The sequence below is a fragment of the Massilia violaceinigra genome (assembly GCF_002752675.1).
Lineage (GTDB): Bacteria > Pseudomonadota > Gammaproteobacteria > Burkholderiales > Burkholderiaceae_D > Telluria_A > Telluria_A violaceinigra.
In genome coordinates, this window is sequence record NZ_CP024608.1 from 5530709 (window position 1) to 5551497 (window position 20789).

At 62.7% G+C, this 20789-nt stretch carries 24 protein-coding genes; 8 read left to right on the forward strand and 16 right to left on the reverse strand.

Annotation, left to right across the window (positions count from 1 at the left end; genetic code table 11):
• Window positions 1-78: 78 nt before the first annotated feature.
• Complete coding sequence (locus CR152_RS34880; protein ID WP_099879149.1) at window positions 79-2118, forward strand: methyl-accepting chemotaxis protein; 2040 nt, start codon at window positions 79-81, stop codon at window positions 2116-2118.
• Window positions 2119-2152: 34 nt separating this feature from the next.
• Here CR152_RS34880 and CR152_RS23835 read toward each other — a convergent pair whose 3' ends face one another.
• The 10 genes from CR152_RS23835 to mltG all read right to left on the reverse strand — a co-directional run bounded on the left by CR152_RS23835 (window position 2153) and on the right by mltG (window position 9139).
• Window positions 2153-2353 carry a hypothetical protein gene (locus CR152_RS23835; RefSeq protein WP_054264522.1) on the reverse strand — a complete coding sequence of 67 codons (201 nt, stop codon included), beginning with the start codon at window positions 2351-2353 and terminating at the stop codon, window positions 2153-2155.
• A 125-nt stretch (window positions 2354-2478) separates the two neighbouring features.
• Window positions 2479-2727: a hypothetical protein gene (locus tag CR152_RS23840; RefSeq protein WP_099879151.1), complete on the reverse strand. Its 249-nt coding sequence runs from the start codon at window positions 2725-2727 to the stop codon at window positions 2479-2481.
• Between the two features lie 117 nt (window positions 2728-2844).
• On the reverse strand, window positions 2845-3768 hold the full coding sequence (locus tag CR152_RS23845; RefSeq protein ID WP_099879153.1) for a class I SAM-dependent methyltransferase: 924 nt from the start codon (window positions 3766-3768) through the stop codon (window positions 2845-2847).
• Between the two features lie 151 nt (window positions 3769-3919).
• The gene (locus CR152_RS23850) at window positions 3920-4579 is read right to left on the reverse strand and encodes an ankyrin repeat domain-containing protein (protein WP_099882704.1); all 660 of its coding nucleotides are present in this window, start codon (window positions 4577-4579) and stop codon (window positions 3920-3922) included.
• 95 nt (window positions 4580-4674) lie between these two features.
• Window positions 4675-5457: a TatD family hydrolase gene (locus CR152_RS23855; protein WP_099879155.1), complete on the reverse strand. Its 783-nt coding sequence runs from the start codon at window positions 5455-5457 to the stop codon at window positions 4675-4677.
• Between the two features lie 16 nt (window positions 5458-5473).
• The gene (locus tag CR152_RS23860) at window positions 5474-5992 is read right to left on the reverse strand and encodes a GNAT family N-acetyltransferase (RefSeq protein ID WP_099879157.1); all 519 of its coding nucleotides are present in this window, start codon (window positions 5990-5992) and stop codon (window positions 5474-5476) included.
• A gap of 37 nt (window positions 5993-6029) precedes the next feature.
• Complete coding sequence (locus tag CR152_RS23865) at window positions 6030-6407, reverse strand: PilZ domain-containing protein (RefSeq protein ID WP_054262511.1); 378 nt, start codon at window positions 6405-6407, stop codon at window positions 6030-6032.
• A gap of 10 nt (window positions 6408-6417) precedes the next feature.
• Window positions 6418-7455: a DNA polymerase III subunit delta' gene (locus CR152_RS23870; protein WP_099879158.1), complete on the reverse strand. Its 1038-nt coding sequence runs from the start codon at window positions 7453-7455 to the stop codon at window positions 6418-6420.
• A gap of 62 nt (window positions 7456-7517) precedes the next feature.
• Window positions 7518-8144 carry a dTMP kinase gene (gene tmk / locus CR152_RS23875; RefSeq protein WP_099879160.1) on the reverse strand — a complete coding sequence of 209 codons (627 nt, stop codon included), beginning with the start codon at window positions 8142-8144 and terminating at the stop codon, window positions 7518-7520.
• Between the two features lie 14 nt (window positions 8145-8158).
• Window positions 8159-9139: an endolytic transglycosylase MltG gene (gene mltG / locus CR152_RS23880; RefSeq protein ID WP_267876249.1), complete on the reverse strand. Its 981-nt coding sequence runs from the start codon at window positions 9137-9139 to the stop codon at window positions 8159-8161.
• A gap of 106 nt (window positions 9140-9245) precedes the next feature.
• On the opposite strand from mltG, the gene ygfZ reads away from it, so the two are divergent.
• The 6 genes from ygfZ (at window position 9246) to CR152_RS23910 (ending at window position 13796) form a co-directional block, all read left to right on the forward strand.
• A complete protein-coding gene (gene ygfZ / locus CR152_RS23885; RefSeq protein ID WP_099879162.1) occupies window positions 9246-10295 on the forward strand; it encodes a CAF17-like 4Fe-4S cluster assembly/insertion protein YgfZ in 1050 nt (349 codons plus the stop codon).
• Between the two features lie 6 nt (window positions 10296-10301).
• Window positions 10302-10592 (forward strand): DUF4936 family protein, encoded by a 291-nt coding sequence (locus tag CR152_RS23890; protein WP_099879164.1) that lies wholly within the window; start codon window positions 10302-10304, stop codon window positions 10590-10592.
• On the forward strand, window positions 10583-11320 hold the full coding sequence (locus CR152_RS23895) for an NRDE family protein (RefSeq protein ID WP_099879166.1): 738 nt from the start codon (window positions 10583-10585) through the stop codon (window positions 11318-11320). Before CR152_RS23890 ends, CR152_RS23895 begins: the two co-directional genes overlap by 10 nt.
• A 168-nt stretch (window positions 11321-11488) precedes the next feature.
• Entirely contained in the window at window positions 11489-12001 is a 513-nt protein-coding gene (locus CR152_RS23900; protein WP_099879168.1) for an Xre family toxin-antitoxin system antitoxin, read from the forward strand.
• Window positions 11998-12453 carry an RES family NAD+ phosphorylase gene (locus tag CR152_RS23905; protein ID WP_099879170.1) on the forward strand — a complete coding sequence of 152 codons (456 nt, stop codon included), beginning with the start codon at window positions 11998-12000 and terminating at the stop codon, window positions 12451-12453. The genes CR152_RS23900 and CR152_RS23905 overlap by 4 nt, the downstream gene beginning before the upstream one ends.
• A 209-nt stretch (window positions 12454-12662) precedes the next feature.
• The gene (locus CR152_RS23910) at window positions 12663-13796 is read left to right on the forward strand and encodes a sensor histidine kinase (protein WP_208640186.1); all 1134 of its coding nucleotides are present in this window, start codon (window positions 12663-12665) and stop codon (window positions 13794-13796) included.
• A gap of 56 nt (window positions 13797-13852) precedes the next feature.
• Here CR152_RS23910 and CR152_RS23915 read toward each other — a convergent pair whose 3' ends face one another.
• The 6 genes from CR152_RS23915 to CR152_RS23940 all read right to left on the reverse strand — a co-directional run bounded on the left by CR152_RS23915 (window position 13853) and on the right by CR152_RS23940 (window position 19973).
• Window positions 13853-14755: an SDR family oxidoreductase gene (locus CR152_RS23915; protein ID WP_099879172.1), complete on the reverse strand. Its 903-nt coding sequence runs from the start codon at window positions 14753-14755 to the stop codon at window positions 13853-13855.
• 1 nt (window position 14756) lies between these two features.
• On the reverse strand, window positions 14757-15758 hold the full coding sequence (locus tag CR152_RS23920; protein ID WP_099879174.1) for an NADP-dependent oxidoreductase: 1002 nt from the start codon (window positions 15756-15758) through the stop codon (window positions 14757-14759).
• Window positions 15755-16537: an SDR family oxidoreductase gene (locus tag CR152_RS23925; RefSeq protein WP_099879176.1), complete on the reverse strand. Its 783-nt coding sequence runs from the start codon at window positions 16535-16537 to the stop codon at window positions 15755-15757. The genes CR152_RS23920 and CR152_RS23925 overlap by 4 nt, the downstream gene beginning before the upstream one ends.
• A gap of 16 nt (window positions 16538-16553) precedes the next feature.
• Entirely contained in the window at window positions 16554-16856 is a 303-nt protein-coding gene (locus CR152_RS23930) for a Dabb family protein (protein ID WP_099879178.1), read from the reverse strand.
• A gap of 14 nt (window positions 16857-16870) precedes the next feature.
• Window positions 16871-18730 carry an acyl-CoA dehydrogenase gene (locus CR152_RS23935; RefSeq protein ID WP_099879180.1) on the reverse strand — a complete coding sequence of 620 codons (1860 nt, stop codon included), beginning with the start codon at window positions 18728-18730 and terminating at the stop codon, window positions 16871-16873.
• A 64-nt stretch (window positions 18731-18794) separates the two neighbouring features.
• Window positions 18795-19973, reverse strand: coding sequence for an acetyl-CoA C-acyltransferase (locus CR152_RS23940; RefSeq protein WP_099879182.1), 1179 nt, complete (start codon window positions 19971-19973; stop codon window positions 18795-18797).
• A gap of 135 nt (window positions 19974-20108) precedes the next feature.
• Between CR152_RS23940 and CR152_RS23945 the strand changes: the two genes are divergently transcribed.
• A complete protein-coding gene (locus tag CR152_RS23945) occupies window positions 20109-20786 on the forward strand; it encodes a DNA alkylation repair protein (RefSeq protein ID WP_099879184.1) in 678 nt (225 codons plus the stop codon).
• Window positions 20787-20789 lie beyond the last annotated feature (3 nt).

The following is a 20789-nucleotide window of genomic DNA, read 5'->3' on the forward strand; positions in this document are numbered from 1 at the left end:
AAAGCTATGATGGATCCATTGATTGCGTAGAGCAACATTCAAGATGCAATCCTGATTGACCTTATTGAAAGGATTATCATGTCCGCGCAATCGATACTCGGCAAGCTCAAGGTGTGGCACACGTATCTGATCCTGAGCGTCATCGGGATCATGGTGGCGGGCATCCCGACCTACCTGTACATCAAGGAAGCGGGCAAGGCGCTGGCGGCCTATTCGTCCGAGCAGGCAGGCATGCCGGGCGTGGCAAGCATGCTGCGCGTGATCCAGTTCACCCAGCAGCATCGCGGCCTATCGGCGCTGGTGCTGGGCGGCACAGCCGACGCCAGCGACAAGCGCGCCGCCAAACAGAAAGAGGCCGACGCCGCCTACATGGAAGTCGACGCCCTCGTCGGCAAGATCGACGATCCAGCCATTGGGCGGTTGTGGTCGGAGCCCAAGCGGGAATGGGAGAGCTTGCGCGCTGGCGTTTCCGGAAAAACGTTTACCGTGCCGCAAAGTTACGCCGCGCATACTGCCTTGCTGGCCAAATTGCTGAAGGTGAACGAGCTGGTCGCCGATTACTACGGCCTCAGCCTCGATCCGGACAAGGATTCCTACCAGCTGATCCAGGCCATGTACTACCAGCTGCCGTATTTGACGGAGGAGCTCGGCCAACTGCGGGCCAAGGGTGCCGGCTTGCTCGGCAAGAAAGAAGCCAGCCAGGACGAACGCCAGATCATTTCATCGATGATCGGCCGCATCAACGACCGCGTGCTGCAAACCACGAATGCCTTCGGCAAAGCGGCGGCGTATAACCCGGACATCGGCAAAAGCCTGTCCACCCTGATGAACGACGCGGTCTCCATGTCAGCCACGATCACCGAACTGGCCACCGCCCAGATTCTCAAGCCGGAAACGCTCAGCTACAGCGCGAGCGAGTACGTGGCGGCGGCCACCCGCGCGATCGACGCCCAGTTCACGCTCAACAGCGCCGCCAAGGCCGATCTCGATGTCATGTTCGTCACCAAGATCGGCAACTTCCACACGGAGCGCTGGACCATGCTCGGCGTGATGTTGGCCCTGCTCGCCGCCTCCGGCTACTTTACGGTGCTGGTGACGCGGGCCGTCACGGTGCCGCTGAACAATGCGGTCGCGGTGGCGCAAAGCGTCGCTGGCGGCAACCTGGTCAATGAGTTCGAGGTCGGCGCCGACAATGAAGTCGGAAAGATGCTGCGTGCACTCAAGGACATGAACGATAGCCTGCGCGGCATCGTCGGCGATGTGCGGACCAGCATCGACAACATCAGCGCGGCCACGCGTGACATCGCCTCCGGCAACAACGACGTGTCATCGCGCCTGGAATCGCAGGCCTCGAATCTGGAAGAAACGGCCTCGTCCATGGAGGAACTTACCTCCACGGTCAAGCAGAATGCCGACAACGCCCATCAGGCCAACGAACTCGTGCTCGGCGCCTCGCAGGCCGCGACCAAGGGTGCGGCGGTGGTGTCGCAGGTGGTGCAGACCATGGGCGACATCAACGATGGCTCGCGCAAGATTGTCGACATCATCGCCGTGATCGACGGCATTGCTTTCCAGACAAATATCCTGGCGCTGAATGCCGCCGTGGAAGCCGCCCGGGCCGGCGAGCAGGGCCGCGGCTTTGCCGTGGTGGCCAGCGAAGTGCGCAATCTGGCCCAGCGTTCCGCCTCGGCGGCCAAGGAAATCAAGGTCTTGATCAGCCATAGTGTGGGCCAGGTCGAAGCGGGCAACCAGCTGGCCAACGAAGCCGGCACGGCGATGGGCGAGATCCTGAGCAGCGTCACGCGCATCACCAGCATCATGGCGGAGATTGCCGTGGCGTCGGCCGAGCAAGGCGCCGGCATCGAGCAGATCAATCATGCGGTCACCCAGATGGATGACATGACCCAGCAAAACGCGGCCCTGGTCGAGCAGACGGCCGCGGCGTCGAGCAGCTTGCAGGAACAGGCGGCCACGCTGGTGGAGGCGATGAGTATCTTTACACTTGGAAATGAAGCAGTGCAGGCTGCGGCGCGCCATCCGGCGCCCGCCCGTCCCCTTGCTTCCGCCGCGCCGCGCCGTGCCCCCGGCGCCAAGCGTCAGGCATTAAAACAGGCGTGACGCGCCAGTAGCGGGCAAGCGCGGCGGCGCCCGGCTAGCGCCCCGGGCTGCTGCGCAGCACGCGCGCCGGCAACATGACGATGGCGCGCAGCAATTCGAACACCGCTTCCACGCCGATGCCCACCAGGCGAAACGGCAGTAGCAGCAGCCACACCAGCGGATACAGCAGCAGCGCAAGCAGAGCCAGAGGCCAGCACAGGAAGAGGACCACGAGCCACAGCAGGAAACTCAACATCGTTTTCTCCGTATCGGAAAAGTTCACGTGAGCTCACTGTAAGGACATGGCGCGGATGCGGCAATGCAGCTGCGACCAAGGGCAGGCTGGCACGCGCAAAGCGCAAAAAACGCGGATAAACGGATTTACTGGCCGACGCAGATGATCTTGGTGGCGTACTCGTGGGCGTTGGATTTCTTGTTTGTCGCCCAGTCGATCACTTCCTGGGCTTGCCCGACGGTCATGATCGTGGCTTTTTCCTTGTTCTTGATAAAGGAAACGCCCTCGAACTTGCCTTCCTTGCTGCGCATGACTTTCGCGAACACGGGCGGCTTCAGCGCATCATCGCTGAGTTTGTTTTGCTGGACGAGGTAACGCTGGTCAATATTTTCCATGGAGCACTTAAATAAACGGTTGAAGCCGCCATTTTACGGGCTCGCCTGCCGCGCGGCAAATGGATCGGCCAGGATGGCGGGACGGCCCTGGCCAGCACCCGCCACCGGCCTGCGGCATCAGGCGTAGACCCGGACCCGTTCGGCGGTTTCCGGCACCACCGCGTGCAGCACATCGACCCGGATCGCCGCTTCGAGCGAGGGGATCGATCCGCCCGCGCGGTAATGGAAACTGACCTGCAGCACGTCGCCAGCCTTGCATTGCACGCCCTGTTGCAGCGGCAAGGTCATGTAATGGTTCAGCCAGTCGATGGTGGCGTTTTCTTCGCTCACGACCGCCAGCACATTCTTGGTGATGAAACGCATCGCGTTAACGACGCCGTTCTTCTCCACCAGGAACTTTCCTTCCCACGCAATGCGGGTGTCGAGCGGCTGGCTGAAGTCGAGAATGCTGTACACCGATGGCGGCGCCAGTTCCACCGTGCCGGGATGGATCACGGTGGTCTCCTGGAACTGCACGATGGGCGCGTAAAAACCTTCAAAATCGTATTCCTGCTGCAGCGGCTGCACCGCCATGATCACCGCTTCCGGCAAAAAGCGCGGCAGCGGGCCGCCGAAGCGCGCCAGGTAGCGCCGCTTGAACGATTCGATCACTTCGACCTGTTTTTCGCGAAGCATGCCGACGTGAATCATTTCGCAGATTACGATATCGACCGGTTCCGGCGGCAGGTATTCGAAGGCATCGGCATGGACCACCTCGACCTTGTGGCCGTTGGGATTCATGGCCATCATCTTGCGCGCTTCCTTGACCATGTCGGGATTGAACTCGACGCAGTAGACTTTTTCGGCCTTGGCGGCCGCGAACCAGGACAGCACGCCCGTGCCGCCGCCGAGCTCAAGCACCTTGGCGCCAGGGAAAACCGCGTAATGGATCGCCGACTTGAAACCGTGCATCCGGTTTTGGTCCATCAACATATTGTGGTGATAATGGACAGGAATGAATTGCCCCAGATAGCAGCTTTCGATTTCGCGTTCGTTCAGCATAAATTTTCCCTTTGATATGGCGCCCCGGATGCCCTGCGCTTTTGCTTGGCTTGTACGACATAATCATTATCAACAACATGGGTGCAATTTGATGCCGCGAGATAACTCGCTTTTCCATGCCAGTTCGGCGCTTGCACGCCGCCGCAAACCCTTACAGGCCCTTGCGGCTGAGCGAAAGATGGGCGTTGATGGCGTCGGCGATGCGCGGCTTGTCGGCGCGCACGGCGATCTGGGCGGCGGTCAGGCTTTCGTTATTCTTCAGCGTGGCGTCGGCGCCCTCCTGCATCAGCAGCCTGGCGGCCGATTCGTGGCCTTCGCGCGCGGCGATCATCAGCGGGGTCAGCTTGCTGGGCGTTTCGGCGTCGATATAAGCGTGGTGCTCGAGCAGGATGCGGACGATCTCGTCGTCGCCGCTGGCGGCCGCGTAGTGCAGCGCCGTCCAGCCGGGATAGGTGACGATCGCGCCCTTGGCCAGCATGGCCAGCACCGCCGGCTTGTTGTGCTTGAACGCGGCCATCATCAGGGCGCGGTTGCCGTTCGGGGCGGCCCGTTCGAGGTCGATGCCGGGCTGGGCCAGCAACACATTGATGACGTCATTGGCGTCCTCGCGCAGCGCGAGGATCAGCACGGTCTGGCCGGTGATCGGGTCGACCGTGTTGGGGCTGCCGCCCTTTTTCAGCAGTTTCTTCACCATGGACGCGTTGTCCATCTGTGCGGCCACCACGAAGTCGCGCACCGGATCGGCCGCCGCGTTCGCGCCAGCGAGGGCGAGCAAGGCGGCAAGCAGCAAACGTTTGATCAGATCGAACATGAAGTTCACTCCCTACTGCCTTGAAAACATTGAAAAAACTATTGGCGCACCTGGAACTATGCAGTTACCGCCGAAAGCGCAGATGCAACGCGAACTTAGCTTCGTACCACCTTGAAAAGATTGAAGAAATTGTCGGTCGTCCGCTGCGCCACCGTTGCCAGCGGCACCTCTTTCAACGCCGCAAGGTACTCCGCCACATGGCACACGAACCCCGGTTCGTTCATCTTGCCCCGGTGCGGCATCGGCGCCAGATACGGCGAATCGGTCTCGATCAGGATGCGATCGAGCGGCACGGCCCGCGCCACGGCTTGCAGATCCTTGGCGCTTTTGAAGGTAACAATGCCCGAGAACGAGATGTAAAACCCCATCGCGATGGCGGCCTTCGCCACCTCCAGTGATTCTGTAAAGCAATGCATGACACCCGCCGCGCCACCCTTGTCCGTTCCCGCGCACTCTTCCTGCATGATGCGGATCGTGTCCACGCTGGCGGCACGGGTGTGAATGATCAAGGGCTTACCGGTAATTCTTGAAGCACGGATATGCACGCGAAAACGCTCGCGCTGCCATTCCAGGTCGCCCTGGAGACGGAAATAGTCGAGACCGGTCTCGCCGATGGCGACAATTTTCGGATGCGCTGACAGTTCGACCAGCTGGTCGACCGAAGGTTCCGGCGTGTCCTCATAATCGGGGTGCACGCCGACCGAAGCGTAGATGTGGGGATATTCCTTGGCCAGGGCCAGCACCTGGGGAAAATCCGGCAGGTCGACCGACACGCACAGGGCGTGCGTGACCTTGTTCTCGGCCATTTTGGCGAGGATCTCCGGCATGCGCGCGGCAAGCTCGGGAAAATTGATATGGCAGTGGGAATCGATATACATCCCGCCATTGTAAACGCTAGGCGATACGCTTGCCCAGAATGATCAGGTCGCGCTCGATGCCGTCCAGGTTGGCTACCCGCGGCAGCTTGGCCCAGGTATCGAAGCCGAACTTCTTGAACAAGGCCAGGCTGGGCACATTGTGGCCAAAAATGAAGCCGAGCAAGGTGTGCACGGCAATATTCGGGGCGTAGGCAATCGCCTGTTCGAGGCAATAACGCCCGATACCCTTGCCGCGCCAGCTTTCCGCGATATAAATCGACAGCTCGGCGGTGCCCGAATACGCCGGGCGGCCGTAAAAGTTGGAATACGACATCCAGCCGATCACGGCCGGGCTGGCGCTGTCGTCGTCGGCCGCGTGAAGCACCCACAGCGGGCGGCGCTCCGGGTCATGGTCGTCGAACCATTGCTGGCGCGACGCCACCGACACCGGTTCGGTATCGGCGGTCACTTCGCGCGAGGCGATGGTCGAATTGTAAATGTCGACGATGACAGGCAAGTCGTCGGGACGGGCAACGCGGTGAACGAAAGACGGCATACGGCGAACGGTGACAGTCAGGTTGAAAGGTCGGGCGCTACAGCGTGTGCGTGGCGCGCGAGGACCGCAGGGCGGCGCCCAGGATCTCTTCGATGCGCAACTTGGCGCGCTGGCCGGTCTCGTCGTCGGGGAAATGCACGCCGATGCCTTGTGCCTTGTTATTGTTGGCGCCCGCAGGCGTGATCCAGGCGACCTTGCCTGCGATCGGGTATTTGTTGGTATCGTCCATCAACGCCAGAATCAGGTAAATCTCATCGCCGATCTTGTACGGCTTCACGGTAGGCACGAACATGCCGCCGTTGCGCAGGAAAGGCATGTACGCGGCATACAGCGCCGCCTTTTCCTTGATGGCAAGCGACAGGACCGAAGGACGCGTGATTTGCGGAGCGCTCGGGTCAGTAGGGTTGCCAGACATTAAAATCCTTTCAGGTACAGCATGAAGTGTAATCAAGCAACAGGTCTTCGACAAACAATTTCGGCGACAGCGGATGGTCCGCGATCGCACGCCGGTCGTTTGCATTTTTTATCGCACGCAGCAGGTTCGCGGTGTGCACTTTGCCAGCAAGCACGGCGATTTCCTTCTGGTAACGTGGATAATACCGGATACTGTTCGATAGTTTGTAGGAAAACAGATCGTAAAGCCAGCGCTGCGTCCAAGAAACCAACGTCGCCAGGGGCGCTTTGCTCAATTTCTCAGCAGTACGCAGCGCGCCATCGACACTCGGATGCGCCAGGCATTGCAATAATGCTTCCAGATCGTCACGGTTTCCCGTCTCCGATTGCGCCAGGGCGGCCAGCGGCGCACCGCCCTGCTCGCGCAGCCAGCTGTCGGCATCGGCCAGTCCCTGCTCCTTGAGCCAGGCCAGCGCCGCCGTCTCGTCGGGCATCGGCAGGGCAAACTTGCGGCAGCGCGACAAGATCGTCGGCAGCAGCCGGTCCAGGCTGTTCGACGAGAGCAGGAATACGGTGCCCGGCGGCGGCTCTTCCAAGGTCTTGAGCAAGGCGTTCGAGGCCGGCATGTTCAGCGCTTCGGCCGGATACAGCACCACCACCCGCAGCCCCTGGCGGTGGGTCGAGATATTCATGAAGTCGGCCAGCGCGCGGATCTGCTCGATCTTGATCTCTTTCGACGGCGCCTTGGTCGACTTCCCTTTCTTGCCGCCATCGGACTCGGCACCCTCCTCGCCCTCGGCCGGCGGCTCGTCTTCCAGCGCTTCAGGACGCACGCGGCGGTAGTCGGGGTGGTTCTGTTGAGAAAACCAGCCGCAGGAACCGCACGCGCCGCAGGCGTGGCCGTCGGGACGCACGTCTTCGCAGAGCAGGGATTGGGCAAAGGCTTCCAGAAAATCGGCCTTGCCGGTGCCTGCGGCGCCATGGAACAGGATCGCGTGCGGCAAGCGCTCGCGCATCAGCTGCAACTGCTGCCACGCACTCGCCTGCCAAGGATAAATTGTATTACTCATCGCGACATTCTTATTTTAATCAATCACTTGCATGAGAAACCTCATGTGGTTTCACGTTACACTTAACCTAGTTTCTCAAGTATTCCGACCAGGGTTGCCTGGGTTTCCGCGATGCTTTTCGTGGAATCAATCACAACAATTCGCTCGGGAAACTGGGCAGCGCGGCGCAGGTATTCATTCCGGCATGCGGCAAAAAAATCGGCCTTTTCCTGCTCGAACTTGTCCAAGGTACGGGTGGCGTCGAGGCGCGCCCGCGCGACGTCGAGCGGAACGTCGAACAGCAAGGTCAGGTCCGGCTGCAGATGCGGATGCACCCATTGCTCCAGCGCCTCCATCTTGGCGCGGTCCAGGCCGCGCCCGCCGCCCTGGTAGGCGAAACTGGCGTCGGTGAAGCGGTCGGAGATGACCCAGTCGCCGCGTTCGAGCGCCGGCTCGATGACCTGGGCGATGTGCTCGCGGCGGCTGGCGAACATCAGCAACGCCTCGGTTTCCAGGTGCATCTTCTCGTGCAGGAGCATGTCGCGCAGCTTTTCGCCGAGCGCGGTGCCGCCCGGCTCGCGCGACGACACGACCCGCTTGCCCTTCGCTTCCAGGGTCGCGGCCACGAAGGCGATGTGGGTGGACTTGCCGGCGCCGTCGATGCCTTCAAAGCTGATGAACTTGCCTCTTGAGGCGGTACTGTCGGTCATGGAACGGAAAACGCCTATCGTTGGTATTGATTCACTGCCCGGTTATGGTCGGACAAATTGCTGGAAAACTGGCTGGTGCCATCCTTGCGCGCCACGAAATACAGGGCGTCGGTCTTGGCCGGGCCCAGCGCGGCGGCCAGCGATTGCACGCCCGGCAAGGCGATCGGGGTCGGCGGCAGGCCGGTGCGCGTGTAGGTATTGTAAGGCGTGTCGGTTTCGAGGTCGCGTTTGCGGATATTGCCGGCATATTTGTCGCCCATGCCGTAAATCACGGTCGGATCGGTCTGCAGCATCATGCCCAGGCGCAAGCGGTTCACGAACACGCCGGCGATCATGGCGCGCTCGGACTTCTGGCCGGTTTCCTTTTCGATGATCGATGCCATCACCAGCGCCTGGTACGGATTTTCGTACGGCAAGCTCGGGTCGCGCTTTTCCCAGGCGGCGCCCAGGCGGCTGAGCAGCAAGGCGTGCGCCTGCTTGTAGATATGCAAGTCGCTCGATCCCTTGGCGAACAGATAGGTATCCGGGAAGAACAAGCCTTCCGCCGCCTTGTAGTCGGTGGTGATCTTCGCCAGCAGTTCGGTATCGGACAGCTCCACCGTATCGTGCTTGAGGCCCTTGTTGGCGGCCACCGCCTGGCGCATCTGCTTGAAGGTCCAGCCTTCGATGATGGTCAGCGATTCCTGGGCGAACTCGCCGCGCACCAGCTGGTCGAGCAGCTTGCGCGGCGAGGTGCCGGGTTTGAGCTCGTAGGTGCCGGCCTTGATCTTCGAGGCGGTCTGGGTCGCGCGCGCCAGCATCGACAGCATGTACGGGTTGACCGGTGCGCCGGCCTCGGCGATCTGCTGGGCTGCGGCGCCCACGCCGCTACCGGCCTCTACCGTAAACGGGATCGGATCGCCGTCCGTGATGATCGGCTCCTTGGCCCAGTGGAAGAAGTACGTCATCGCTGCGGTGCACAGCAGGAGCGCCAATATGAGTAATTTTTTGAACAAGTGCGTACTCGATTCTGTGGTTTTCGCCGTTGCCGGCGCGATTTTCGCGACATCTCTATAATGAGGCCGTAATGATAAAGCTTAAATCGGGAAATATTTGGAATTTATGAACAACTGGAATGAATATCTCTCGTCGCGGGGCGCCCGCCTCGCGCAAGATGGCAGCGGCCATGTGCCTGATTTCGGCCAATCGCTGGGCGTGGCCGACCTCGCGCCGGGCTTTGTCGCGCCCGTTACCGACCAGGGCCTGATCGCCGTCACCGGCGACGATGCCGCCGGCTTCCTGCATAACCAGCTGACCAACGATGTCGAGCACCTCGGCCCGGCCGAAGCGCGCCTGGCGGGCTACTGCACGCCCAAAGGCCGCTTGCAGGCGACGTTCCTGATGTGGCGCAGCAGCGAGTCCGTCTTCCTGCAGCTGGCGCGCGAACTCCAGCCGGCGCTGCAAAAGCGCCTGTCCATGTTCGTGCTGCGCGCCAAGGCCAAGCTGGCCGATGTCGGCACCGGCCAGGTGCTGCTCGGCATCGGCGGCGCCGCGGCCGAGGGCACGCTGACACCCTTGTTCGGCGCGCTGCCGCCAACGCCCTATTCCCGCATCGATCACCCGCTCGGCACCTTGATCCGCGTGGCCGATGCTTTCGGCAGTGCCCGCTACCAGTGGCTGACAACGCCCGCGGCGGCCCAAATGGCCTGGCCGGCGCTGGCCGCTGCCTTGCGCCCCGCCGGCACCGATGCCTGGCGCCTGGCCGAGATCCACGCCGGCGTGCCGCAAATCACGCTCAGGACACAGGAACAATTCGTTCCCCAGATGGTCAATCTTGAACTGCTCGGCGGCGTCAATTTCAAGAAAGGCTGCTACCCGGGCCAGGAAATCGTTGCCCGCAGCCAGTATCTGGGCAAGCTCAAGCGCCGTACGGCCTTGGCTGCCATCGATGCGCCAGCTCAGGCCGGCGACGAAGTGTTCGCCGTGGACGACCCCGACCAGCCGTGCGGCATGATCGTCAACAGCGCGCCCAACGGCAGCGGCGGTGTCGACGCACTGGTGGAAATGAAACTCGCAGCGCTTGAGCAAGGTGACATGCGCCTCGGCTCGGCCAGCGGCGTGCCCCTGCGCTTGTTGCCCATGCCCTACGCGCTCGACGCCCTCGACCTGTAGCCTGCCATGGTTGACCTCTATATTTACTACAAGGTGCGCGACGAGCACGCGCAGCAGCTTGGCCCGCGCGTGCGCGCCATGCAGGCCGCGCTGGCCGCGCAAGCCGGGGTGTCGGGCACGGTCAAGCGCCGTCCCGGCGCGCTCGATGGACGCCAGACCTGGATGGAAATCTACCTTGCCACTCCGGACGGGTTCGGCAACGCACTGGCGGCGGCGCTTGAGCATGCCGGGCTGGACCAGTTCACCGATGGCCCGCGCCACACGGAAGTTTTTACGGATATAAGCACATGTGCCTGATCGTTTTTGCATGGCAGGTCGTTCCCGGCGTGCCCCTCATCGCCGCCGCCAACCGCGACGAATTCTATGACCGCCCGACCGCCCCGGCCGGCGTGTGGCCCGAGCATCCGAACATCTATGCCGGGCGCGACCTGAAATTCGGCGGCAGCTGGATGGGCATCACCCAGGACGGCGCCAACGGCCCGCGCTTCGCGGCCTTGACCAATATCCGCGCGCCGGAAGAACGCCGCACCGATGCGCCATCGCGCGGGGCGCTGGTGGTCGACTATCTGGCGGGCACGATGAGCGCGGCTGACTACATCGCGCGGATTGCCGACGGCAGCGAGGCGTACAACGGCTTTAACCTGGTGCTGGGGGACCGGAGCGGCATGTACTGGTTCTCGAACCGCGGCGGGAGCGATGCGCGCAACGGGCAGGCTCTGGAACCGGGGATTTACGGCATTTCCAACAGCTTGCTCGACGCCCCATGGCCGAAAGTGGTGCGCACCAAGGCGCAGTTCGCCAGCCTGCTGTGCCAGGGTGCGCCGGAAGACGCGTATTTCGAAATGCTGGCCGATACCACGCGGGCGGCCGACATGCGCTTGCCCGATACAGGCATCGCGCTCGATCTGGAGCGTGGCCTGTCGGCGGTGTGCATCGAGATTCCGGGCTACGGCACGCGCACGTCGACCGTGGTCAAGCTGTATGACGATGCGCCTGCGGAACTGCACGAGCGCATGCTGGCGTAGGTGCCTTGCCTGTCTGCACGCACTAAAGCTGTCCTTCCGAGCTTCCCCCTGTCAATCAGAAGGCGCGTCCATCGACGCCGCGCCATGCAATGCAGCGCTGGCGCAAACGTGTCAGCTTGCGCTTGACCGCCAATCGGTTTAAGCTAAACTTCCGAACGGAGGCGTACCATGAGCATCAAGGAAACGGGCAAGCGTCCGGCTGCCCCCCAGACCGCGCATCAGCCTTCCAACGCTATAGCACTCGATAGCGGCGCGGCAGTTCGGGACGATCAAAACGGTTTCGCCAGCCTCCTTCGCGATCTGGCATCGAACCAGCGGCGCGCCATCGACGCAATCCGGCTAGGCTTCCCGGCAACGCTGTTGAAAGACGCCGCCTGGTATTTTGACGTCTCCGCCGGCCGCATTCGATCGATTGTCCGCCTTCCCGAGACAACGGCACACGCTTTGGTAAAACGTGGCGCCAACATGGATGCGGCGGCCTCGGAGCGGCTCTGGCGCCTGGCGCACCTGGTCGCGATGGCACAGGATGTGTTCGAGGACGATGAAGCGGCCAAGACGTGGCTGCGCAGTCCCAACCGCGTGTTCGGTGATGCGGCCCCGATGGATTATCTCGATACGGAGCCCGGCGCCATGTCGGTGCGTCAGGTGTTAAATGCGATCGCCACGGGCGGCGCAGCGTGAGATTGTGGCGCATTGCTCAGCGAAAATACGCCTTGGACAAGTTTTGTGCCGGGGCAGCGCAATACGGCGGCCGCTGGAATCCGATTGGCATGCCAGCGCTGTACTGCGGTACGTCGATCGCCATCTGCGCCCTGGAGAAATTCGTACACCTTGGCCCGGCTCCTCTGCCGCCGCTGGTTTTGGTTGCTGTGGACATTCCAGACCATTGCTCGCTGTACGATCCCGGCATGGCAGGGCTGCCGGCCGGGTGGGATGCCATGCCAACATCGGATACGGCGCAGGCTTTCGGAGGCGCCTGGTTGTCGCGCCGCACGGAGCTGGCAATGAAAGTGCCCTCCGCTATTGTTAACGAAGAGGCCAGCGTCATCCTCAATCCCCACCATTCGCACTACCCGGACGTCGAACTGAACGTCATCCGGCCATTCACGTTCGATGATCGCATGTTCAAATAAAGCCCGCCGGCGGAGCTGCGCGAGCGGATGCTGGCCCGACGTTTGCCGGTACCAGGGAATTGCCCCGCCACACCTGATCGGTTGCGCAAGAAAAGACACCAAGAGTATTGCCATATGCCAAACCGGCAATGCTAAGATAGGTAATCGTCAAGATTGCTTGGCACATCTGCGATGGCTTTCTCGAAGCAGTATTGAGGCGTGAGGCTCGTATGATGCATGATTTTTTGGAGAACAACCGCGACGAACTGGCGCGCAGGTGCCGCGTCAAGGTCGGCGAACGCGCCGGCCGCTCCGCTACGGAACGACAGCTCCAGGATGGCATTCCCCTGTTCCTGAACCAATTGATCAGCACCTTGCGCATCGAGCAGACGCAGACGCCGCTCGACAGCCGGCGCGTGTCCGGCCCCGCCGGAGGTGGCGCGGTGTTATCGGAAGTGAGCGTGTCGGCCGCACAGCACGGCAAGGACTTGCTGGACCTGGGTTTGACGGTCGATCAGGTAGTTCACGATTACGGCGACCTGTGCCAGGCGATCACGGACCTTGCGGTGGAACGCGACGCGCCTTTCCACGTCGACGAATTTCGCACCCTGAACCGTTGCCTCGATAACGCCATTGCCGAAGCGGTCCTGGAATTCGGCTTTCAAAAAGACGCCTTGACCGCCGACGCGCATGCGTACGACACCCGCGAAAAGATGGGCTACTTCGCGCACGAATTGCGCAACCTGCTGGGCACAGCTTCCCTGGCATTCTCGGCGGCCAAGCAAGGCAGCCTCGGGCTCGGCGGCGCTACCGGCACCATTCTGGAACGCAGCCTCGCCAGCCTGGAAAAGCTGATTACGGCCTCGCTCGAAGACGTCAGGACGCTCGGTTTGCGCGATGGGGTTCTCGACGCATTTTCGTTGGCCGAGCTGATCAGCGAGATCGACAGTGCCGCCACCTTGTCGGCGAAAATACACGGCTGTACACTGAGCGTGGCGCCGGTGGACCCCAAGCTGGCCCTGACCGGCACGCGCGACGTGCTCATCGCGGCGGTCGCCAACCTGCTGCAGAACGCCTTCAAGTTCACCCAGCCCGGAACGCAGATCGTGCTGACGGCCTATGCATCGGGCAATCGCATCCATATCGACGTTCAAGACCATTGCGGTGGTCTGGCGGCGGGCGTCGCGGACAATATGTTCATGCCGTTCAGCCAGAGCGGAAACGACAGGAGCGGCGTCGGTCTCGGGCTGACCATCGCAAAACAAAGTATTACCGCCAATGGCGGAGAACTGACCGTACGCAGTATCACCGGCAAGGGTTGCGTGTTCATGATCAGTCTCCCGCGCCGCCAAATGCCGACATAGGGCAGCACTCCGGTACCTCTGACGTGCCCGCTTTTCAGGCGAGCGCAATGGCCGCCCTAGCCCTTCATCTTCGCGCGCAGCATGTCGCGGATATGCGGCGCCGCCTTGTACGGATCGCCGGGATTCACTCCCTTGACGATCTCTTCCATCCGCTCGCCCACATTGCCCAGCGCACCCGGATGCGAATAGATGTAGAACTGCCCGTCGCGGATCGCATCGAACGTCGTCTGCGCGACGTCGCCCGCCGAAACCTTGCCCGACTCGACCGCCTTGACCGTCATCGCCTGCGCCGCCTTCTGGCTGGCGGTCGGCCCGCCCGTCATCTTCACGTCCTCGGGCCGGTTGCGGTGCGACTGGCTGATGCCGGTCGGAACAAAATACGGACACAGCACCGACGCTCCGATCGGTGCCTCCACCAGCTGCAAGTCGTGATACAAGGTTTCCGACAAGGACACCACCGCATGCTTAGAGACGTTGTACACGCCCATGGTCGGCGCGTTCAGCAGCCCCGCCATCGAGGCCGTGTTGACGATATGCCCTTCATACGCCGGGTCGTCCTTCGCGCACTCCAGCATCAGCTTGGTGAAGATGCGCACGCCATGAATCACGCCCCACAGGTTCACGCCGAGCACCCACTCCCAATCGGCCTCGGAATTCTCCCAGATCAAGCCGCCCGACCCCACGCCCGCATTGTTGAACACCAGGTGCACCGCGCCGAAACGCGCCATGGCGGCGTCCGCCAGCGCCTGGACTTGCTCGCCCTTGCGCACGTCGCAGATCATGGCCAGCACCTGGGCGCCCTCGCCTTCGAGCTCGGCCCGCGTCGCATCGAGCGCATCCTGCTGCACGTCGGCCAACACCAGTTTCATGCCGAGGCCGGCGGCACGTTTTGCGAATTCGCGGCCGAGACCGCTCGCGCCGCCGGTGATCACGGCGACTTTATCTTGGAAGTTTTTCATGTCAGATGAGCTTTACCAGTTGTTTGCCGAAGTTGCGACCCTTGAGCAGGCCGATGAATGCGTCAGGCGCCGATGCCAGGTCCGGCGCCACCGTTTCGCGGTACTTGAGCTTGCCGCTGGCCACCAGCGCGCCGAGTTCGCCCAGCCCTTGCGGCCACAGCTCGAGGTGCTCGCTGACGATGAAGCCGCGAATCGTCAGGCGGCTGGTCAGCATGTGGCGCATATTGCGGATCGACACGTCATCACCGTTGTAGCCGGCGATCATGCCGCATAGCGCAACCCGGCCGAAGGCGTTCATGCGCGGCAAGGCGGCGTCGAAACCGGCCCCGCCCACGTTCTCGAAAATGGCATCGATGCCGTCCGGCGTGGCTGCCGCCAGATCCTCCACCAGATTGCCGGCCTTGTAGTCGATACAGGCGTCGAAACCGAGTTCATTAACGACATAGGCGCACTTGTCCGGCCCGCCCGCGATGCCGACCGCGCGGCAGCCCTGCTGCTTGGCCAGCTGGCCAACCGCGCTGCCAACCGCGCCGCTGGCCGCCGATACCAGAATGGTGTCGCCCGCCTTCGGCTTCATGATGTGATTGAGGCCATACCAGGCCGTCATGCCCGGCATACCCGCCACGCCAAGGAAGGCCGACAGGGGAATGTGCGTGGTATCAACCTTGCGCAGGGTGGCGCCGTCCGCCACGCCCATCTCGGCCCAGCCGAGCATGCCGACGGCCATGTCGCCCACGGCAAATTTCGGGTGCTTCGAGGCCAGCACTTCGCCGGCCGTGCCGCCGATCATGGTCTCGCCAATGACCTGGGTCGCCGCGTAGCTTTTCGCTTCGCTCATGCGCCCGCGCATGTACGGGTCGAGCGAGAGGTAATGATTGCGAATCAGTACCTGGCCGTCGCCAAGCTCCGGCAGTTGCGCGCTCTCGAGACGGAAATTGTCAGGCTGCGGTTCGCCACGCGGACGCGACGCCAGCACGATGCGCTGATAAGTGCCGGCCGTCATACCGCGGATACTCCACCGTCCACCGCCAGGGTCTGGCCGGTGATGTGCTTGCCCGCGTCGGACGCGAACAGCAACGTTGCCCCTTTCAAATCTTCATCGTCGCCGATGCGGCCCAGCGGCGCATCCTTGGCCAGCGCCTCGGCGCCAATGGTTTCAAGCACGCCCTTGGTCATCTTGGACGGGAAAAATCCCGGCGCGATGGCGTTCACGGTAATGCCGTACGCGCCCCATTCGCCCGCCAGGGTGCGCGTGAAGTTGACCAAGGCACCCTTTGAGGTGTTGTAAGCGAGGGTTTTCATGGTCCCCGGCGGGTTGCCCGCCAGCCCGGCGATGGACGCGATGTTCACGATACGGCCGTATTTGCGGGGAATCATCGACGCCTTGCCGACCGCCTGGGTCACCAAAAAGATGCTGCGGATGTTCAGGTTCATCACCTTGTCCCACGCCTCGACCGGATATTCCTCGGCCGGCGCGCCCCAGCTGGCGCCGGCGTTATTGATCAGGATATCGATGTGGCCGAGACGCTTCATCGCTTCGTCCACCATCGGCTGGATATGCGCGTCCTGCGCCAGGTCGGCGGCGATGGCGGTCGCGTCGATGCCGCGCTCTTTCAGGTGGGCACAAGCTTCGTCCAGATCAGCCTGCTTGCGCGAGGAAATGACGATCCTGGCGCCCTGCTCGCCCAGCGCTTCGGCCATTTGCAGGCCAAGGCCGCGCGAGCCGCCGGTGATCAGTGCCGTCTTGCCGGCGAGGGAAAATAATTCTTGCGTAGTGCGCATCGGGAATCCTTGTCAGTCAGATGTCGTAATCCATGCATTGGCGCGCTTCACGAATGGCGCCAAAGAATGGTTTGAGTGCGTGGTGGGTCGGATGTTCGCCGTAAGCTTTTAATGCTTCCTGGTCGGCGAACTCCGAGTACAGCACCACGTCGTAGCTTGCTTCCAGGCCCGGCTGGGCCAGCGCCACTTCGAAGGCGAACATGCCCGGCACGATGTTGGCGCAAGCGTCGAGCTGCTCCTTCATCTTGCGCGCGTTGGTGGCGCGGTCGGCACCCTCGGCGAAGTCTTTCAGCTTCCACATGACGATGTGTTTGATCATTTGTCGGTTGGTCCTCAGAACCACGCATCCTGCATGTCGAGCGTGGTGGTGTCGATACTGGCCAGGAGGTCGAGCTGTTGCTGAACCTTGGGCAGCTCCCAGTGGAAGAAATAGCGGCAGGCTTGCAGCTTGCCGTTGTAAAAGTTGCTGTCATCAAGGGATGGCGATGCTCCCGCCAGCGCATGCGTGGCCACCAGCGCCTGTTCCAGCCAGATCCAGGCGATGACCGTGTGGCCGACCGCTTCCAGGTACAGGCTGGCGTTGGCCAGGGTCTTGTTCATGTCGCCCGCAGCGTACAAGGTCTTGGTGACGGTGGCGATGCGCTGCCATTCTTCTTCGAGCAGGTCGGCATTGGCGTGCAGGTCGACCGACACATCGGCCACGCGCACCCTGGCAATCGTCGCGGCAATTTCCCCGCCGATGGCCTTGAACAGCGCGCCTTCCTGGATCGACGCCTTGCGCCCCAGCAGGTCGAGCCCGTGGATGCCGTGCGTGCCTTCGTGGATGGCGTTGAGGCGGTTGTCGCGGTAAAACTGTTCGACGTTGTACTCGCGTGTGTAGCCGTAGCCGCCGTGCACCTGGATCGCCAGGCTGTTCGCTTCCACGCACCACTGCGACGGCCACGATTTGGTGATCGGCGTAAGAAAATCGAGCAGGCGCCCGGCGTGGGCGCGTGCTTCCGGATCGGGCGCGGTGCGCTGCTCGTCGACCAGGCGTGCCGAATACAGCACCAGTGCCATTGCGCCTTCGGCATAGGCTTTTTGCGCCAGCAGCATGCGCCGCACATCGGTATGCTCGATGATGGCCACCTGCGGCTTGACCGGGTCTTTCTCGGCCGGATGACGCCCTTGCGGACGGCTGCGCGCGTAGTCGAGCGCGTGCAGGTAGCCGGTCACGCCCAGGACCGCCGCACCGAGACCCACGCCGATGCGCGCTTCGTTCATCATGTGGAACATGTTCGCCAGGCCCTGGTGCGGCTGGCCGACCAGGTAAGCCACGGCACCAGCCTTGCCGAGCGGCTTGAAGCGCCCTTCGCCGAAGTTGAGCAGGCAGTTGGTGGTGCCGCGGTTGCCCATTTTATGGTTCAGGCCGGCCAGCACGACGTCGTTGCGCTCGCCCGGCTCGCCATCGTCGCCCACCAGGAACTTGGGAACGATGAACAGCGAGATGCCTTTGACACCGGGAATCAGGCGCCCGTCCGGACCGGGGATCTTGGCCAGCACGAGGTGAACGATATTGCCGGCTAGATCATGCTCGCCGGCGGAAATCCACATCTTGTTGCCGGCCAGCCGGTATTGGCGCTCGCCGTCGGGGCCGTCGACCGGGTCCGGCTCGGCGCGCGTGGCGATGTCGGACAGGCTGGAACCGGCCTGCGGCTCGGACAGGCACATGGTGCCGAAGAATTTACCGGCGTACAAAGGCCGCACGAAGCGCTCGATCTGCTGCGGCGTGGCGGTCTTGAGCAGGGTGTTGGCGTTGCCGATGGTTAGGAAAATGTAGGCCGAGGTGGCTACATTGGCCGCGGTGAAGTACGCGGTGATGGCTTTTTCCATCACGCACGGCAATTGCATGCCGTCGAACTCGTAGTCTTGCCCGGCCGCCATCAGGCCGGCGGCGGAAAAGGCGTCGAGCGCGGTTTTGACTTCGGGAATGATCGTCACGGTGTGGCCGTCGAAATGCGGCTCGTGCTGATCGTTCTTCTTGTTATGGGGCGCGAACAGGTCGGTGGCGATCTGTTCGGCGGTATCGAGTGCCGCATTGAATGTTTCGCGGCTATGGTCGGCAAAGCGCGGACGCGCGGTCAGCGCCTCCACGTCCAGCCATTCGTACAGCAGGAAGTCGAGGTCGCGGCGCGACAGAATTTTGGATTGCATCTTGGGCCCCGGGGAAGACAGCGAAGAAGCGGGGCGGCGCCGGAGCGGCGCGCCCCGGCGTGGATCAGACGACTTCGAACAGGCCGGCTGCGCCCTGGCCGCCACCGATGCACATCGTGACCACCACGTACTTGACGCCGCGGCGCTTGCCTTCGATCAACGCGTGACCGACCAGGCGGGCGCCGGAGACGCCGTATGGATGGCCGACGGCAATGGCGCCGCCGTTCACGTTGAGGCGGTCCATCGGGATGCCGAGGCGGTCGGCGCAATACAGCACCTGGACCGCGAACGCTTCGTTCAGTTCCCACAGGCCGATGTCGGCGATCGACAGGCCGGCCTTGTGCAGCAGTTTAGGAATCGCAAACACAGGGCCGATGCCCATTTCATCCGGCTCGCAACCGGCCACGGCAAAGCCGCGGAAGATGCCGAGCGGCTGCAAGCCGCGCGCTTGCGCCACGTTGCTGCTCATCAGGATGGAAATCGAGGCGCCGTCCGAAAACTGGCTGGCGTTACCTGCGGAAATCACGCCGCCCGGCACCGCGCTGCGGATCTTCGAGACGGCTTCGAGCGTGGTGTCGGCGCGGATGCCTTCGTCGGCGCTGATGGTCACTTCGCGCGTGAGCAGCATGCCAGAGGCTTTGTCGGCCACGCCCATGGTGGTGGTCATCGGCACGATTTCGGCGTTGAACAAGCCGGCGGCCTGCGCATTGGCGGCGCGCTGCTGGCTCTGCACGCCATATTCATCCTGGCGGTCGCGCCCGATGTTGTAGCGCTTGGCGACGGTTTCGGCCGTTTGCAGCATGGGCCAGTAGATTTCCGGCTTGTGTTCCATGAGCCATGGATCGGCCAGCATGTGCTGGTTCATTTCCTGCTGCACGCAGGAAATCGACTCGACGCCGCCGGCGGCGTAAATGTCGCCCTCGCCGGCGATGATGCGCTGCGCCGCGAGCGCAATGGTTTGCAAGCCCGACGAGCAGAAACGGTTGACCGTCATGCCGGCGGTGGACACCGGGCAGCCGCCGCGCAAGGCGATCTGGCGCGCGATATTGGCGCCGGTGGCGCCTTCCGGATTGGCACAGCCGATGATGACATCTTCGACCTCGCCCGGCTCGATACCGGCGCGGGCGATGGCGGCCTGCAGCACGTGGCCGCCGAGAGTGGCGCCGTGCGTCATGTTGAACGCACCTTTCCACGATTTGGCCAGGCCGGTGCGGGCGGTCGATACGATGACGGCATCTATCATTTGTGTCTCCTGAGTTGGATTAATATGCGCATAGCGCTGTGTTGATCGCTACGAGAATAGCACATTTTAGTACGGTCGTTCGCAAAATTATTCGCGCCTATCTTCCCCTGTCCCGAGGCCTTGAAAAACCTGACCATGAGCATAGCCGAAGAAGTGAAAAAGTTACTCGCGCCGCTGGCCGATCCGGCCAGGGCTGCGGGCATGAGCGCCTACATGCGCGAGCAGTTCGCGTTCTACGGCATCCCCACGCCGGCCAGGCGCGCCGCGCTCAAGCCGCTCGTGCGCGCTCTCAAGGGCGTCGATGCCGGCGTGCTGCTCGGCGCGGCCGGGGCACTGTGGCAGGAGCCGCAGCGCGAGTGCCAGTACGCCGCCATCGACCTGCTCGCCGCGCATGTGAAACAGTTCGATGGCCGACATATCGAGGCGCTGCTGGCCTTGGCGCGCCAGGCGTCGTGGTGGGATACGGTCGATGCGCTGGCGGTCGTGATCGGCACGGTCGTGCGGGCGGACCGCTTGCTGCGCCAGGCGCTCATGGACGAGGCCGTACGCCATGCGGATCTGTGGACGCGCCGCGTCGCCATGCTGCATCAGCTGGGCTGGCGTGCCGACACCGATATGGGCCGGCTGTTCGGTTACGCCGAAAGACTGGCGCACGAAGAGGATTTTTTTATCCGCAAAGCCATCGGCTGGGGCCTGCGCGACTACGCCCGACATGATCCGAACGCTGTGCGCGATTTCCTGCTGGCGCAGGGCGATAGCTTGTCCGCCCTGACGCGGCGCGAAGCGGGCAAACATCTTGATAAGCAAAAGTGAACT